Source organism: Streptomyces sp. NBC_00083 (assembly GCF_026343295.1).
Taxonomy (GTDB): Bacteria; Actinomycetota; Actinomycetes; order Streptomycetales; family Streptomycetaceae; genus Streptomyces.
The window spans coordinates 1,286,985-1,302,338 of sequence record NZ_JAPELY010000002.1 but is presented as its reverse complement, the minus strand read 5'-3'; the positions used below and the strand labels follow the sequence as shown (position 1 = coordinate 1,302,338).

Annotated in this window: 12 protein-coding genes; 2 read left to right on the top strand and 10 right to left on the bottom strand. The window is 71.2% G+C overall.

Features of this window, described 5'->3' with window-relative positions; genetic code table 11:
* Positions 1 to 87 precede the first annotated feature (87 nt).
* The gene (locus OOJ98_RS22285) at positions 88 to 2,433 is read right to left on the bottom strand and encodes an ATP/GTP-binding protein (protein ID WP_267056697.1); all 2,346 of its coding nucleotides are present in this window, start codon (positions 2,431 to 2,433) and stop codon (positions 88 to 90) included.
* Positions 2,434 to 2,677: 244 nt separating this feature from the next.
* Between OOJ98_RS22285 and gabT the strand changes: the two genes are divergently transcribed.
* Positions 2,678 to 4,012 carry a 4-aminobutyrate--2-oxoglutarate transaminase gene (gene gabT, locus OOJ98_RS22280; RefSeq protein WP_189968255.1) on the top strand — a complete coding sequence of 445 codons (1,335 nt, stop codon included), beginning with the start codon at positions 2,678 to 2,680 and terminating at the stop codon, positions 4,010 to 4,012.
* A gap of 113 nt (positions 4,013 to 4,125) precedes the next feature.
* The gene (locus OOJ98_RS22275) at positions 4,126 to 4,923 is read left to right on the top strand and encodes a phosphatase PAP2 family protein (RefSeq protein WP_267056696.1); all 798 of its coding nucleotides are present in this window, start codon (positions 4,126 to 4,128) and stop codon (positions 4,921 to 4,923) included.
* Here OOJ98_RS22275 and OOJ98_RS22270 read toward each other — a convergent pair.
* From OOJ98_RS22270 to OOJ98_RS22230, 9 genes are all read right to left on the bottom strand, one after another.
* Positions 4,874 to 6,694: a glycoside hydrolase family 18 protein gene (locus OOJ98_RS22270; RefSeq protein ID WP_323177920.1), complete on the bottom strand. Its 1,821-nt coding sequence runs from the start codon at positions 6,692 to 6,694 to the stop codon at positions 4,874 to 4,876. The genes OOJ98_RS22275 and OOJ98_RS22270 overlap by 50 nt on opposite strands.
* Positions 6,695 to 6,804: 110 nt before the next feature.
* Complete coding sequence (locus tag OOJ98_RS22265) at positions 6,805 to 7,278, bottom strand: hypothetical protein (protein WP_267056694.1); 474 nt, start codon at positions 7,276 to 7,278, stop codon at positions 6,805 to 6,807.
* A gap of 271 nt (positions 7,279 to 7,549) precedes the next feature.
* The gene (locus OOJ98_RS22260; protein WP_267056693.1) at positions 7,550 to 8,323 is read right to left on the bottom strand and encodes an alpha/beta fold hydrolase; all 774 of its coding nucleotides are present in this window, start codon (positions 8,321 to 8,323) and stop codon (positions 7,550 to 7,552) included.
* 150 nt (positions 8,324 to 8,473) lie between these two features.
* The gene (locus OOJ98_RS22255) at positions 8,474 to 9,346 is read right to left on the bottom strand and encodes a helix-turn-helix transcriptional regulator (protein WP_267056692.1); all 873 of its coding nucleotides are present in this window, start codon (positions 9,344 to 9,346) and stop codon (positions 8,474 to 8,476) included.
* Between the two features lie 179 nt (positions 9,347 to 9,525).
* The gene (locus OOJ98_RS22250; RefSeq protein ID WP_267056691.1) at positions 9,526 to 10,947 is read right to left on the bottom strand and encodes an FAD-binding oxidoreductase; all 1,422 of its coding nucleotides are present in this window, start codon (positions 10,945 to 10,947) and stop codon (positions 9,526 to 9,528) included.
* A 31-nt stretch (positions 10,948 to 10,978) separates the two neighbouring features.
* Entirely contained in the window at positions 10,979 to 11,782 is an 804-nt protein-coding gene (locus OOJ98_RS22245) for an ABC transporter permease (protein ID WP_267056690.1), read from the bottom strand.
* Positions 11,782 to 12,708: an ABC transporter permease gene (locus OOJ98_RS22240; RefSeq protein WP_267056689.1), complete on the bottom strand. Its 927-nt coding sequence runs from the start codon at positions 12,706 to 12,708 to the stop codon at positions 11,782 to 11,784. Before OOJ98_RS22240 ends, OOJ98_RS22245 begins: the two co-directional genes overlap by 1 nt.
* Positions 12,705 to 13,856, bottom strand: coding sequence for an ABC transporter ATP-binding protein (locus OOJ98_RS22235; protein ID WP_267056688.1), 1,152 nt, complete (start codon positions 13,854 to 13,856; stop codon positions 12,705 to 12,707). Before OOJ98_RS22235 ends, OOJ98_RS22240 begins: the two co-directional genes overlap by 4 nt.
* A 199-nt stretch (positions 13,857 to 14,055) precedes the next feature.
* A complete protein-coding gene (locus tag OOJ98_RS22230) occupies positions 14,056 to 15,345 on the bottom strand; it encodes a spermidine/putrescine ABC transporter substrate-binding protein (RefSeq protein ID WP_267056687.1) in 1,290 nt (429 codons plus the stop codon).
* Positions 15,346 to 15,354 lie beyond the last annotated feature (9 nt).

Below are 15,354 nucleotides of genomic sequence, written 5' to 3'. Positions count from 1 at the left end.
GTATGAACGGAGCATCTCCATTTTGCCAGCTCGGCCAGGTTCCGCGGCGTCCTTCGGCCACGGGACCCGGCCGCCCGGGGCGGCGGCTCACCCCCGCAGGTCGACCAGGAGCGGCGGCGCGTGCTCACCCTTGACGGTGGTCAGGGAGAGCACGGCGTGCCCGGCCGGCACCTGGTGGGCCAGCTCGGAGGCGGACCAGCGTTCCCGTTCGACCTTGCGCACGGTCACGGCGTCGGTGGTGACCGCCTTGCCGGTGACGAGTTTGCGCAGCGCGTGGACGGCCCGGGTCAGGGGCTGGTCGGCGAAGACGGTGTGCTTGGCGACCTCGGTGGTCTCCACCCACTCGGTGCCCCAGGCCTGCGCGAAGAGCCGCCCGTCCCAGGTGGTGACCCCGGAGAACGCCATGTGGCAGCCGACCGAGCCGAGCAGCGAGGTGTGCAGCTGTTCCGGTACGTCACCGAGCGCCCGCAGGGTGAGCAGTACCCCGGCGTTGCAGTTCCGCAGCCGCTGCACGGCCCGCACGGATTCGGCGGTGATGGCGTGGGTCGCGTCGTCGAGGGCGAGGAAGGCGAAGAGCGAGCGGTCCCTGCGGGCGGTCGCCCCCGCGGTGAACTGGGCGAGGACCAGCCGGGTCAGGAGGTGCGCGGCCTCCGGGTGGGCGCGCTCGGGCACGTCGACGCGCACCCGCAGCGGGTGTTCGAGGGCGCGCAGCGAGAACGGCCGGGTCTCGCCGGTGGTGTCGAAGAACCCCTCGAAGGCGGGCCGGTCGAGCACCGCGACCCGCGCGGCCAGCGCGAGCCCGGGGTCGCCCGGCATGCCCAACTGGCGTTCCCGTGCGTCGAGTTCGCGCAGGTACGCACGGTGTGTCTCGGCGTCGAGCCGGCCCCGGAGCTCCGCCATGGCGCCGGGTGAGCCGTCCAGGAGCTCGCGCAGCACGGGCACGGAGGGGAAGCGGCCGTGGGCGGCGCGGTAGGGGCCGAGCAGCTGGGCGAGGGCGGTCGCGGCGCGGCGCGCGTCGACCTCGGCGAGGTCGCCCGCGAAGGCCTCGGCGAGCAGCGCCGCGGCCTCGTCGGGGTCGAGGGAGCCGCCGTACAGGTCGAGGTCGTACGCCGACGCGGGGTCGCCGGGCTTGATCACCACGTCGTATCCGTCGTCGGCGCCGAGCGGGGTGCCGGCCGCGCAGACCGCGACGACGGCGGCCTTCCCGGCGAGCGCCTGAAGGGCGAGCGATTCCACGACGGGCCGGACCAGGTGCCGGGTCTTGCCCGAGCCGAACGGGCCGATCGCGAGCAGCGAGGAGCCGAGCGCGGCCGGCTCGACCGCGGCGCCGGCGCCCCTGCGGGCGGCCGGGGTGCGTTCGGTGTCGGGGTAGCGGCCGATCCGTACCTGCGAGGTGAGCAGGTCGTGGGTGGCCGCGCGGGCGGGCAGGTCGCGGTCGCCCGAGGGGTGCAGACAGGCCCGCGCGCCCTGGCCCGCGACGGCGTCGGTGAACGCGCCGAGGCGGGAGGGGTCGGCCTTGACGGTCGTCCAGGCCCGCCGGATCCGTACGCAGTCGACGTCGTTCATCCGCCCGGCCCGCTCCTCGGCCACCAGCCGGTCGGCGACCGCGCCGAGCCCGGCGTCGCGCAGCTGGGGCCAGTCGGCGGGCGAGGAGGCGGGCGCCGCGGTGGGCGCGCTCTGGGTGTGCGCCGCGGGCGCCCCGCCCCCGCGGAAGCGGCCCAGCCAGTCGCCCGCCTTGGCGAAGGGCCACAGCACGGCTCCGCCCACCAGCACGTACAGGGCGTAGTTGACGAACGTGACGAAGCCGCGGTTGCCGTCGCCGGTGGTCCAGGTCGACGGGAGCAGGCTCCAGATCGCGTAGTAGAACGGGAAAAGGGTGGTCCCTATCACCAGCCATACCGCCGCCGCCCCCGCGAGGCCGGTGCGCAGGGTCCGCTCGGGCTGCGGGCAGTCCACGGCGTAGCGGTGGAACACCTCGATCCAGTTGCCCATCCGCCCGAAGGCGAACATCAGCAGCGCCGCGAACAGACTGTTGTAGACCGCGATCGCCTCTCCGGCCTCCGGCGGCCGGGGGTAGGCCCACCAGTCGGCCGGGGTGAACAGTTCGAGCAGCACCCGGCTGTGCGGGATGTAGCCGTTGCTCCACAGCGACCAGACCAGCACGGCCGCGAGGAACGCCACCAGCGCACCGCCCAGCAGCGCCCGGTCCGGCACCCGGTCCGGGTCCGCGTCCGGGCGGGGCTTGTGCCCGAAGCGCCACAGGCCGGGCTCGGCGGCGGCGCGCGGAGTGCGCAGCCAGTCGCCGAGGGGGGCGCCGGCCGTGGGCGCTCCGGCGGGCCGGGGCGGGAGCGCCGGGCGCGGAGGCGGCCCGGCGGGACGCGGGACCGAACCCGAACGGGTGCCGCGTGCGTCGTACGTGCCTTCGGTGTCCATCGACCCCTTGCCCCCTGACCAGCCAGGTCCGTTCCGAGCGGTGCGAACGCTCAATCTAGTGGCAGCGCGCCGGGGTTCACCGCTGCCGCGCACCAAGCGCCCGTGCCGGGGAACTGTCCGCCGAGGACAAGGGACACACCCCCACCACTACCGATCGGCGCATGCCAGGGTCCCCCGGTCCGCCCTAGCCTGCCCATACAGCCGAGAAAGCCGTCCGAAACCCCAGAATCTCCAGGAGCCCCTCATGAGCGCGATCCCGCAGGAGCGCCGCGTCGTCACCGCCATCCCCGGCCCGAAGTCGCAGGAGCTTCAGGCCCGCCGTCTCGCGGCCGTCGCCGCGGGTGTGGGCTCCACGCTGCCCGTCTTCACCGCGCGCGCGGGTGGCGGCATCATCGAGGACGTCGACGGCAACCGTCTGATCGACTTCGGTTCCGGCATCGCGGTGACCTCGGTGGGCGCCTCCGCCGAGGCCGTGGTGCGCCGGGCCAGTGCCCAGCTGCAGGACTTCACGCACACCTGCTTCATGGTCACGCCGTACGAGGGCTACGTGGCCGTCGCCGAGCAGCTCGCGGAGCTGACGCCGGGCGACCACGCCAAGAAGTCCGCGCTGTTCAACTCGGGCGCCGAGGCGGTCGAGAACGCCGTCAAGATCGCCCGTGCGTACACCAAGCGCCAGGCCGTCGTCGTCTTCGACCACGGCTACCACGGCCGCACCAACCTGACGATGGCGCTGACCTCCAAGAACATGCCGTACAAGAACGGCTTCGGCCCGTTCGCGCCCGAGGTCTACCGGGTGCCGGTGGCCTACGGCTACCGCTGGCTGACCGGCCCGGAGAACGCCGGCGCCGAGGCGTCCGCGCAGGCCATCGACATGATCAACAAGCAGATCGGCGCGGACAACGTCGCCGCGATCATCATCGAGCCGGTGCTCGGCGAGGGCGGCTTCATCGAGCCGGCCAAGGGCTTCCTGCCGGCGATCAGCCAGTTCGCCAAGGACAACGGCATCGTCTTCGTGGCCGACGAGATCCAGTCCGGCTTCTGCCGGACCGGCCAGTGGTTCGCCTGTGAGGACGAGGGCATCGTCCCGGACCTGATCACGACCGCCAAGGGCATCGCGGGCGGCATGCCGCTCGCCGCGGTGACCGGCCGCGCCGAGATCATGGACTCCGCCCACGCGGGCGGCCTCGGCGGCACCTACGGCGGCAACCCGGTGGCGTGTGCCGCCGCGCTCGGCGCGATCGAGACGATGAAGGAGCTCGACCTCAACGGCAAGGCCAAGCGCATCGAGGAGGTCATGAAGGCCCGCCTGGCCACCATGGCCGAGAAGTACGACATCATCGGCGACATCCGCGGCCGCGGCGCCATGATCGCCATCGAGCTGGTCAAGGACCGCGCCTCGAAGACGCCGAACCCGGAGGCCGCCGGCGCGCTCGCCAAGGCCTGCCACGCGGAGGGCCTCCTGGTCCTGACCTGCGGCACCTACGGAAACGTGCTGCGTTTCCTGCCGCCGCTCGTCATCGGCGAGGACCTGCTGAACGAGGGCCTCGACATCATCGAGCAGGCCTTCACCGGCGTCTGATCCGAACACGAACCAGAGGCACTCGCACCGCCTGTGAAGAAGGTGTGGGGGGGCGATGGCGGGATGGAGTTCCCGCTGTCGGACCCCCGCCGACTGCCGTACGGTTCCTGCAGATGAGAGAAACACCCCGCCCGCAGGGGACTGCGGGCGATCCCAGGGCTCAGCAACCCCAGCCTCGCCCTGGTCGTGCCCTCGCGCACACCACTGGAGCCTCCGGCTCCGGAACTCCTCACCGATCGGATGACCGACCGCCCCACACCCCCCGGGGCGAGCGGTACGCCGGTCCAGGCGGCCGCCCCGGAACCTCCCCCCCTGTTCCGGGGCGGCCGGCTTTCCTCTTCGCCGCGCTGCTCTGCGTGTTCGCGGTCATCACCTGGCAGGTCGTATCTCACGGCCCGCTGCGCCGCCTCGACGAGCGCGTCGACCCCTCGCTCGCCGGCCACGGCCCGTCCTGGTTCGCCGAGGCCCTCGCCGATCTCGGCAGCATGCCGGTGGCCCTGCCGGTCCTCGCCTGCGCGATCGGGTACGCCCTGTGGCGCGGTCTGCGCCGGCAGCCCCTGATCGCCGCCGTCACGATGGCGCTGGTGCCGCTGCTGGTGGTCCCGCTGAAGGAGTGGACCGCGCGGCCCGGCCCGTTCGACCCGGCCACCGGCTACTACCCCTCGGGGCATACGGCGACCGCGATGGTGGCCTACGGCGCGGCGGCCCTGCTGCTCGCCCCCTTCGTACGCCGCAGGTGGCTGATGCCCGCCGCCGCGGGGGCGCTGACAGCGGCGACGGGCATCGGTCTGGTGCTGCACGGCTACCACTGGCCTCTTGATGTGCTCGCCAGTGTCTGCCTGTGCGGAGCGCTCCTGGTGGTCAGCTCCACGGGTATGCGTCGTAGTTCTTGGAGAACTCGCCGCCGTTGAACCGGTCCCAGTTGATGGACCAGGTCATCAGGCCGCGCAGCCCCGGCCAGCTGCCGTGGGTCTGGTACGAGCCGCAGTTGGCCTTCTTCGTCAGGCAGTCCAGGGTCTTGGTGACCTCGGCGGGGCTGGTCCAGCCGTTGCCCGCCTGAGTGGAGGCCGGCAGGCCGATGGCGACCTGGTCGGGCCTCAGTGCCGGGAACACCTTGCCGGTGTCGCCGGCGACCGGGAAGCCGGTGAGCAGCATGTCCGTCATGGCGATGTGGAAGTCCGAGCCGCCCATCGAGTGGTACTGGTTGTCGAGGCCCATGATCGAGCCCGAGTTGTAGTCCTGGACGTGCAGCAGGGTGAGCGCGTCGCGCAGCGCGTAGATCACCGGCAGGTAGGCGCCGCACCGGGGGTCCTGTCCGCCCCAGGGCCCCGAACCGTAGTACTGGTAGCCCATCTGCACGAAGAACGTCTCCGGCGCCATGGTGAGGACGAACTTCGCGCCGTACTTGGCCTTCAGCGTCTTCAGGGCGTCGATGAGGTTGACCACGACGGGGGTGGTGGGGTTCCGGAAGTCGGTGTCGCCGGTGTTCAGGGAGAGCGAGTGGCCCTCGAAGTCGACGTCGAGGCCGTCGAGGCCGTAGTCGTCGATGATCTTCGAGACGGACGCGACGAAGGTGTCGCGGGCGGCGGTCGTGGTGAGCTGGACCTGGCCGTTCTGGCCGCCGATGGAGATGAGCACCTTCTTGCCCGCGGCCTGCTTGGCCTTGATGGCCGCCTTGAAGTCGGCGAGGGACTCCACGGTCGGGCACTCACTGACGGGGCAGAGGCTGAAGCGGATGTCGCCCGAGGTCGGCGAGGTGGGCTCGCCGAACGCCAGGTCGATGATGTTCCAGTCGTCCGGCACGTCCGCCATGCGCGTGTAGCCCGCTCCGTTGGCGAACGAGGCGTGCAGATAGCCGACGAGGGCGTGCCCGGAGGCCGGCGGGGTGGTGCCGCCCCCGCTAGTGGTGCTCGCGCTGACGGCGGACGACTTCGGGGACTCCCCCGCGCTGTTGGTGGCGGTGACCTGGAAGCTGTACGAGGTGGTGGCGGAGAGCCCCGTCACGGTGGCCGAAGTGCCGCTCGCCGACGCCACTTTGGCGCCGTCGCGGTAGACGTTGTAGCCGGTGGCGCCGGTGACCGGGGACCAGCTCAGGCCGATGCTGGAGGAGGTGGCGCCCGAGGCGGCGAGGCCGCCGGGCGCGGCCGGTATCTGCACGGGCGCGCCGCCGGGGCCGGTCAGGCTCACGTCGTCGGCGGTGTAGGCGGGTGTTCCGTACCAGCCGTGCGTGTAGACGGTCACCGATGTGGTGCTCGGGCCCGTCTTGAACGTGGTCGTCAGCTGCTGCCAGGAGGACGCGGACTGGGTCCAGGTCGACACATCGGTGGTGCCGGTACCGGAGGCGCCGAGGTACACATAGCTGCCCTGCACCCAACTGCTGAGCGTGTACGAGGAGTTGGGCTGCACGGCCACGCTCTGGGCGCACTGCGCGTTGTCGCTGCCGGCCGGGGTGGCCTTCAGGGCGTGGCTGCCGCTGTGCACGGGCGAGGTGACGACGGCGCCGCTGCCCGCGGTGCAGGTCCAGCCGTCGAGCGAGGACTCGAAGCCCCCGTTGCGCATGAGGTCGGTGTCGGCGGCGTGCGCGGCCGGCACGGCGGCGACGAGCCCGGCCGCGGCGAGGGCCGCCGCCGTCAGGGCGCCGAGGAGCGATGACCGTGGGGCCTGATGTCTGGTGCGGACCACAACTGCCTCCGGGCAAGGGGGTATTGAGACACGAAGTGCGCACAACATGGTCCAGACCAATCCCCTTGTCAAGGGTTCCGGCAGCGAACCGCCCGCGGGCCGGCCCCTGCTCAGCCCTCCTTGCCCCGCTTGTCGCCGTCGTGTGCGATATGGGCGGCGGCCTCGTGCATCGCCAGCTCCAGGACGGCGGGGTCGGTCAGGGTGCCGGAGCCGTCGGGCGCCACGACCCACCGCACCCCGCCGGTCACCCGGCCCGGGTAGGGGACCACGATCCAGCTGCCGCTCCCGGCGCCCCGCACGCCCGTACCCAGCCAGCGCGCGGCGGTGCCGGGCGGCACGAAGAACCCGAGGCGGGTCTCGCCCAGGTCCGCGAGGACCGGGCCCGGCCGGTCCACGAGCCGGGACAGCACGTCGAGCGCGCCGCGTCCGAGCCCGCCGGGCAGGATCAGTACGTCCCAGCGCCGGCCGGCCGGAAGGAGCGCGACCCCCAGGGGGTTGCGCTCCCATTCCCACCGGCAGGCGTCGGGATCCGGCGCCACCGCTGCCAGCCATTCCACCGCGCTCCTTGCCCCCGAGGCAGTCATTGCCGTCCTCCGTTCCGAGGCCATTCCACCGGGCGCAGAGGTTGCGTCCACTGAGGAGAGCGGCTTCGGGGCGGGCTATGACGCGACTTCGGCTACCTGGTGGTAGTGAACTGGGTCACATCATGATCCAACGGGGTGCGCCCCCGGCGTGACCGGGGGCGCGCGGGGTGATCAAGCCGTGGGTCGACCGGTGCCGGCCAGCGGGGCAGGGCGATCCCGAACGGGCCCCGCTTCACTGGGGGATACCGCCGGTCGGGGCCCGGAGCGATCTTCAGGCCGGGAGACGGCGGATGAAGTCCATGAGCAGGGTGCAGAACGCGGAGGGCTGTTCCAGCGGCGCGAGGTGCCCCGCGGCCGGGATGACCACGGTCCGGCCCGCGCCGAGGTCGCGGGCCAGGCCGTCGCCACCCGTGAAGAAATCGGGCATGTCGTGTTCGCCGACTCCGACCAGGGCGGGAGCAGTCAGTCCCCGCAGCGCTGCCGTGCCCGCGCCGAGCGGGTCCGCCGCCAAGGGCGGCTCGCCGTGGGCGAGTTGTCCGGCGAGCCGGCCGCGGAGCATGCGGGCCGCGTGAGCACGCACCTCGTCGCTCGCGCCGGACCAGGTCCATGCCGCGACGCCGGCGGTCACCGCCGCGTCCAGGTCGCCGACGGCGAGCGCTGTCCTTTCGGCGTCCCAGGCGGCTTGCAGCTGTGGAGAGGCCGGCTGGTCGTGGGGCCGGTACCCGACGAGCACCAGACCCTCGACCCGCTCGGGCGCCGTGACGGCGGCCTGGAGCGCCACCAGGGCGCCGAGCGAGTTCCCGGCCAGGACGAAGCGGTCGATCCCGAGGTGGTCGAGCGTGTCGAGCACGTCCGTCCAGGGCGCCACTTCACGGCCTTCGGGCACGCACGCGTCGCCGTGGCCGGGCAGGTCCAGGGCTATGGCCCGCACGCCGGCGTCGGCCAGCAGGGGAAGGTGGGCACCCCACATGGTCCGGTCGGTGGGGCGGGCGTGCAGCAGGACTACGGGGCGGCCTCGGCCCGATTCGTCGGAGGGCAGCAGCATGGCAGACGTCTTTCTTCGGCGCGGACATTCGGTGGGAGCAGGGAGGGGGAACGGGCGAGGCAGGCAGGGGTGGGACCGACGACAGTCAGCTCGGGCTCAGGGTGCGAGGGAGCGCGAGGGAGCGCGAAGCCTGTCGTCCCGGGGCGGATGTCACGCCGTGGCCGGCTTCTCCTCTTCCGCCACGGAATCGTTCCGGTCCGCCGAGGCCGCGTCCTGTTCGGAGAGCCGGCCGAGCAGGACCAGTGCGTCGGCGCTCGCGCTGCCGGGCGCCGCGCTGTAGACGGACAGGTGCTGCCCGGGGGCGCTGGTCACGGCGAGCGCCTCGAAGTGCAGACGCACCTCTCCCACCTGCGGGTGCCGGAAGTGCTTGTCCTCGTGCGTCCGGGGACGCACCTCGTACCGTGCCCACAGGCCCGTGAACGCGGGGCTGTGCACGCTCAGCTCGCCGACGACCCGCTGGATCCGCTCGTCCCGGGGGAACTGTGAGGAGGACGCCCGCAGGTTGCCCACCGCGATCCGCGCCGCCTGGTCCCAGTCGGCGTAGAAGTCCCGCGCGAAGGGGTCGAGGAAAATCATCCGCAGCAGGTTGTCGTAGCGGGCGAATCCGCGGTACAGCTCCCGCGCCATCGCGTTGGCCGCCAGTACGTCCTGCGCCGCCCCGACCACGAAGGCCGGTGCACCCTTCATGCCGTCCATCAGCCGCAGCAACTCGGGAGCCACGGTCGTCGTGGCGGCCACCGTCCCGCCGACGGACAGGCCCAGCCGGAAGAGGTGGGCGCTTGCCGCGTCGTCCAGCCGCAGCGTCCCGGCGATCGCCCGCAGCACCTGCTCGGACGGACGCCGCTCCCGGCCCTGCTCAAGCCGGATGTAGTAGTCCGTGCTCATCCCGGCCAGTAGTGCCACTTCGTCCCGGCGCAGCCCCGGCACCCGCCGAGGCCCGTCGTCGGGCAGGCCGACATCCGCCGGTGCCAGCGCCGCACGACGGGCACGGAGGTAGTCACCGAGTTCGTTCTCGCTTTGCATGACAGCCACGCTAATCGCGGACGGACGCCGGGGCGTGGGTGCGCTGCACCCACCCACGAAGGCTCATGTCGTCATCCGCTCCATGACTGAGCCCCAGGCCGGTGACCTGGGGCTCAGTCATGGAGCGGATGACGGCGAGGCCGAGCTCCCCCGGGGAAGCTCGGCGCCGTCGGGCGGGCTCAGCTGTCGAAGCCCAGTCCCACCCGGTCCATCGCCTTCAGCCACAGATTGCGCCGCCCGCCGTTCTCGTCGGCCCTGGCCAGGGACCACTTGGTGATGCCGATGCCCGCCCAGGCCACCGGCTCCGGCGGGAAGGGCAGCGGCTTGGTGCGCACCATCTCCAGCTCGGTGCGCGCGGTGGACTCCCCCGACAGCAGGTCGAGCATCACATCGGCGCCGAAGCGGGTCGCGCCGACGCCGAGCCCGGTGTATCCGGCGGCGTACGCCACCCGGCCGCCGTGGGCGGTGCCGAAGAACGCCGAGAAGCGCGAGCAGGTGTCGATCGCGCCGCCCCAGGCGTGGCTGAAGCGGACCCCCTCCAGCTGCGGGAAGCAGTGGAAGAACTGCTCGGCGAGCTTGGCGTAGGTCGCGGGGCGGTCGTCGTACTCGGTGCGCACCTTCTTGCCGTACTGGTAGATCGCGTCGTAGCCGCCCCACAGGATGCGGTTGTCGGCGGAGAGGCGGAAGTAGTGGAACTGGTTCGCCGCGTCGCCGAGCCCCTGACGGCGGTGCCAGCCGATGGCGGCGAGCTGGTCCGAGGTGAGCGGCTCGGTCATCAGGGCGTAGTCGTACACCGGGACCGTGTACGGGCGCAGCCGCTTGACGAGGGAGGGGAACACGTTGGTGCCGAGGGCGACGTGCTCCGCGCGGACCTTTCCGTACGGAGTGCGGACGCCCATGCCGGTGCCGACCCGGGCCAGCGAGAGGCCCGGGGTTCGCTCGTAGATCCGTACGCCGAGATCGAGGCAGGCGCGCTTGAGGCCCCAGGCGAGCTTGGCCGGGTGGAGCATGGCGACGCCGTCGCGGTCCCAGAGCCCGCCGAGGAAGGTGGGTGAGTCGACCTCGGCGCGCACCTGGTCCGCGTCGAGGAGTTCGAGCCCGCCGAAGCCGAGCTTCGTCGCCTCCTCGTACATCTCGTGCAGCTCTTCGAGCTGGTGGGGTTCGGTGGCGACGTCGATCTCGCCGGTGCGCTCGAAGTCGCAGTCGATGCCGTAGCGGGCGACGGCGGCTCCGATGGCGTCGAGGTTGGCCGCGCCCAGCTCTTCGAGTCGGGCCAGCTCGTCGGGCCAGCGGGCGAGGCCGTTGCCCAGGCCGTGGGTGAGGGAGGCCGCGCAGAAGCCGCCGTTGCGGCCGGAAGCGGCCCAGCCGATCTCCTTGCCCTCGATGAGGACGACGTCGCGGCCGGGCTCGCGCTCCTTGGCGATCAGGGCGGTCCACAGTCCGCTGTAGCCGCCGCCGATGACGAGCAGGTCGCACTTCTCGTCGCCGGTGAGGGCGGGCCGCGGCTCGGGGCGGCCGGGGTCCTCCAGCCAGAAGGGGACGGGCTGCGCGCCCGCCAGGGACTGCCGTGCTGCACTCTTCATGGCTCGGGTCACGGCCATGATTTCCAACTCCCTCAGGAACTGCGTACGGTTACGCTTTCGCGCTGTTCTTGCGCCGGTTCGCAATGAATTGTCCGCCGGTGACCACCAGGACGGCGATGATGAACATGGCCGTTCCGATGACGTTGATCTGCACGGGCGTGCCGCGCTGCGCGGAGCCCCACACGAACATGGGGAAGGTCACGGTGGAGCCCGCGTTGAAGTTGGTGATGATGAAGTCGTCGAAGGAGAGCGCGAAGGCGAGCAGCGCGCCGGCCGCGATGCCGGGCGAGGCGATCGGCAGCGTCACCCGCAGGAACGTCTGGACGGGGCCGGCGTAGAGGTCGCGCGCGGCTTCTTCGAGCCGGGGGTCCATGGACATCACGCGGGCCTTGACGGCGGTGACGACGAAGCTGAGGCAGAACATGATGTGGGCGATGAGGATGGTCCAGAAGCCCAGCTGTGCGCCCATGTTGAGGAAGAGCGTGAGCAGGGACGCGGCCATGACGACCTCGGGCATCGCCATCGGCAGGAAGATCAGCGAGTTGATCGCGCCGCGCGCCCGGAACCGGTAGCGGACCAGGGCGAACGCGATCATCGTGCCGAGCACGGTCGAGCCGATCGTCGCCCACAGCGCGATCTGGAGCGAGAGCGAGAGCGAGCCGCACATGTCGGCGACACCGCAGGGGTCCTTCCAGGCGTCGGTGGAGAACCGCGTCCAGGAGTAGTTGAAGCGCCCGTTCGGCTTGTTGAACGAGAACACCATGACGACGACGTTGGGCAGGATCAGGTACGCGAGCGTCGCGAGCCCCGCGATGACCACGAGGTTGCGGCGCAGCCACTTGATGAGGGGCATCAGACCAGGTCCTCCGTCCCGGATCGGCGGATGTAGACGGTGACCATGATCAGCACGATCGCCATCAGGATGAAGGAGAGCGCGGCGGCCGTCGGGTAGTCCAGGACCCGCAGGAACTGGGACTGGATCACGTTGCCGACCATCTTCTGGTCGGTGGAGCCGAGCAGTTCGGCGTTGACGTAGTCGCCGCTCGCCGGGATGAAGGTGAGCAGGGTGCCGGAGACGACGCCGGGCATCGACAGGGGGAAGGTCACCTTGCGGAAGGTGGTGGCGGGGGTGGCGTACAGGTCGCCGGCGGCTTCGTGCAGCCGGGAATCGATCCGTTCCAGCGAGGTGTAGAGCGGCAGGATCATGAACGGCAGGAAGTTGTAGGTGAGTCCGCACACGACGGCCATGGGTGTGGCGAGGACGCGGCTGCCGTCGGTCCATCCGAGCCAGCTGGTGACGTCGAGGACGTGCAGCGTGGACAGGGCGTGCACGACGGGCCCGCCGTCGGCCAGGATCGTCTTCCACGCCAGGGTGCGGATCAGGAAGCTGGTGAAGAACGGCGCGATGACCAGGACGAGGACCAGGTTGCGCCAGCGGCCCGCCTTGAAGGCGATCAGGTAGGCGAGCGGGTAGCCGAGCAGCAGACACAGCAGGGTCGCGGTTCCCGCGTAGAGCAGGGAGCGGACGAACTGCGGGTAGTACTCCTTGAAGGCGTCCCAGTACGTCTGGAAGTGCCAGGTGACCTGGAAGCCCTTCTCCAGGGAGCCGGTCTGTACGGAGGTGGAGGCCTGGTACACCATCGGCAGCGCGAAGAACACGATCAGCCAGAGGATGCCGGGCAGCAGCAGCCAGTACGGTACGAGCCGCTTGCGCGCGGACGCCTTGCGCACGGGGAGCTCGTCGCTGGGCGCGGGGGGCGCCTCGGCCAGGGCGGTCACGCGGCGTCCTCGACCTTCTCCACGCCCGCGTCGATCGCCTGGGCCGCGTCGAGCCCGAAGGTGTGCGCCGGGTTCCAGTGCAGGACCACCTCGGCGCCCGGGACGAGCCGGGTGTCGCGTTCGATGTTCTGCTCGTACACGGCGAGGCCCCGGCCCGCCGGGGAGTCGACGAGGTACTGGGTGGAGACGCCGATGAAGGACGAGTCGACGATGCGTCCGGCGACGCGGTTGCGGCCCTCCGCGATGGCGCCCTCGTCGTCGCGGTGGGCGAGCGAGATCTTTTCGGGGCGTACGCCGACGAGGAGCTTGCCGCCGCTGCTCGCGGGGGCCGAACATCGCCCGCCGGGCAGCCGCAGCTTGGCGCCGCCGGCGCTGACGACGAGGTCCTCGCCGCTGGATTCGACGATCTCCGCCTCGATGAGGTTGGAGGTGCCGAGGAAGTTCGCGACGAAGGTGGTGTTGGGATTCTCGTACAACTCTGCCGGCGCGCCGAGCTGTTCGACGCGTCCGCCGTTCATCACCGCGACGGTGTCGGCCATCGTCATGGCCTCCTCCTGGTCGTGGGTGACGTGGACGAAGGTGATGCCGACCTCGGTCTGGATGCGCTTGAGCTCCAGCTGCATCTGGCGGCGCAGCTTGAGGTCGAGGGCGCCGAGCGGTTCGTCGAGGAGGAGCACCTGGGGGTGGTTGATGAGGGCGCGGGCGACCGCGACGCGCTGCTGCTGTCCGCCGGAGAGCTGGTGCGGCTTGCGCCGGGCGAAGTCGCCGAGCTGCACGAGTTCCAGCATGTCGTCGACCTGCTTCTTCACCGATTTGATGCCCCGCCGGCGCAGCCCGAAGGCGATGTTCTCGGTGACGTCCAGATGCGGGAAGAGGGCGTACGACTGGAAGACGGTGTTCACGGGCCGCTTGTAGGGCGGCAGGTCGGTGACGTCCTTGTCGCCGAGGAAGACCGTGCCGGTGGTGGGTTCCTCCAGGCCGGCGATCATGCGCAGGGTGGTGGTCTTGCCGCAGCCGGACGCGCCGAGCAGCGCGAAGAACGAGCCTTGCGGAACCGTCAGTTCGAGGGGGTGCACGGCGGTGAAGGAACCGTACGTCTTACTGATCCCGGTGAGGCGGACATCGCCGCCGGCGGTGCTGTCGGTCATGGGTGGGTCCCAGGGGGTCGAGAGGAAAGGGGGTGGAGTTCACAGGGAGCTGAGCCGAGAGCTTTCAGGGGCGCGGGGCGGTGACATCGTGCGGCTCCGCCGCGATGGGGGTCCCCCTGTTCGAGTGGAGCCGAGAACTTGGGGGAGCGACCGGCCACAGCGGCCCCGCACCCGACGGTGACGCACACCCGCGGAGCGCCTACGCTCCGATGAGCCGCGAGAACTTCTGCTCGTACGCCGTCTCCTCGGCCTCGCTGAGCGAGCGGAAGGAGTGGGACTTCGCGCTCATCGCCCGGTCCGGCAGGATCAGTTCGTTCTGCGCGAGCGCTGGGTCGATCTTGGCGAGGTCGTCGCGGACGCCGTCGACCGGGCACTGGTAGTTGATGAACGCGGCGAGCTTGGCGGCGACGGGAAGCTCGTAGTAGTAGTCGATGAGTTTCTCCGCGTTGCTCTGGTGGCGGGCCTTCGCCGGGACGAGCAGGTTGTCGCTGGAGGTCATGTAACCGGCGGCGGGGATGGCGTACTTGATGTCCGGGTTGTCGGCGCGCAGCTGGGTCACGTCGCCGCCCCAGGCGACGCACGCGGCGAGGTCGCCCTTGACGAGGTCGCCGGTGTAGTCGTTGCCGGTGAAGCGGCGGATCTGCTTGGTGTCGACGCCCTTCTGGAGTCGACCGATCGCGGCGTCGAAGTCGGCGTCGGTGAACGTCGCGGGGTCCTTGCCGAGGTCGAGCAGGGTCATGCCGATGGAGTCGCGCATCTCGGACAGGAAGCCGACCCGGCCCTTGAGACTGGGGTCGTCCAGGAGCTGGGTGATCGAGTCGACCTTCTTGCCGCCGGTCGCCTTGGCGTTGTAGGCGATGACGGTGGGGATGCCGGTCCAGGGGTAGGAGTAGGCGCGGCCGGGGTCCCAGTCGGGCGACCGGAACTGGGGGGCGAGGTTGGCGTAGGCGTGGGGCAGGTGCGCAGGGTCGAGCTGCTGTGCCCAGCCGAGCCGGATGAGCCGGGCGGCCAGCCAGTCGGTGAGGACCATGAGGTCGCGGCCGGTGTCCTGGCCGCCGGCGAGCTGCGGCTTGATCTTGCCGAAGAACTCGACGTTGTCGTTGATGTCCTCGGTGTACTTGACCTGGATTCCGGTGCGGCGGGTGAACTCGTCCAGCGTCGGGTGGTGCTTCTTGTCGTCGCTGATGTCCATGTACTGCGTCCAGTTGGAGAAGTTGACCTCCTTCTCCTGGGCCGAGTGGTCGGCGTTGGACGGTCCGGTGCCGTTCTCCTTGGTGGCGGCGGGGATGCCGCAGGCGCTCAGGGTGGCGAGGCCGCCGACGGTGAGGGCGCCGACGCCGGACGCGCGCAGCAGGGAGCGGCGGGTGAGCGCGCCCCGGCCGTTGGTCAGGCTGCGCCGGACGGCGGCCAGTTGGGCCGTGGAGAAGGGGGCCCTCCCCGCTCCGGGGGAGCCGGGAGCTGGGGGGAGGTCGAACTCGTACTGCTCCATGCGCGATGT

Coding starts and splice junctions, on each gene's coding strand:
- OOJ98_RS22235 (WP_267056688.1), bottom strand. CDS start 13,856: ATGACCGACAGCACCGCCGGCGGCGATGTCCGCCTCACCGGGATCAGT.
- OOJ98_RS22245 (WP_267056690.1), bottom strand. CDS start 11,782: ATGCCCCTCATCAAGTGGCTGCGCCGCAACCTCGTGGTCATCGCGGGG.
- OOJ98_RS22230 (WP_267056687.1), bottom strand. CDS start 15,345: ATGGAGCAGTACGAGTTCGACCTCCCCCCAGCTCCCGGCTCCCCCGGA.
- OOJ98_RS22255 (WP_267056692.1), bottom strand. CDS start 9,346: ATGCAAAGCGAGAACGAACTCGGTGACTACCTCCGTGCCCGTCGTGCG.
- gabT (WP_189968255.1), top strand. CDS start 2,678: ATGAGCGCGATCCCGCAGGAGCGCCGCGTCGTCACCGCCATCCCCGGC.
- OOJ98_RS22250 (WP_267056691.1), bottom strand. CDS start 10,947: ATGGCCGTGACCCGAGCCATGAAGAGTGCAGCACGGCAGTCCCTGGCG.
- OOJ98_RS22260 (WP_267056693.1), bottom strand. CDS start 8,323: ATGCTGCTGCCCTCCGACGAATCGGGCCGAGGCCGCCCCGTAGTCCTG.
- OOJ98_RS22285 (WP_267056697.1), bottom strand. CDS start 2,433: ATGGACACCGAAGGCACGTACGACGCACGCGGCACCCGTTCGGGTTCG.
- OOJ98_RS22265 (WP_267056694.1), bottom strand. CDS start 7,278: ATGACTGCCTCGGGGGCAAGGAGCGCGGTGGAATGGCTGGCAGCGGTG.
- OOJ98_RS22275 (WP_267056696.1), top strand. CDS start 4,126: ATGAGAGAAACACCCCGCCCGCAGGGGACTGCGGGCGATCCCAGGGCT.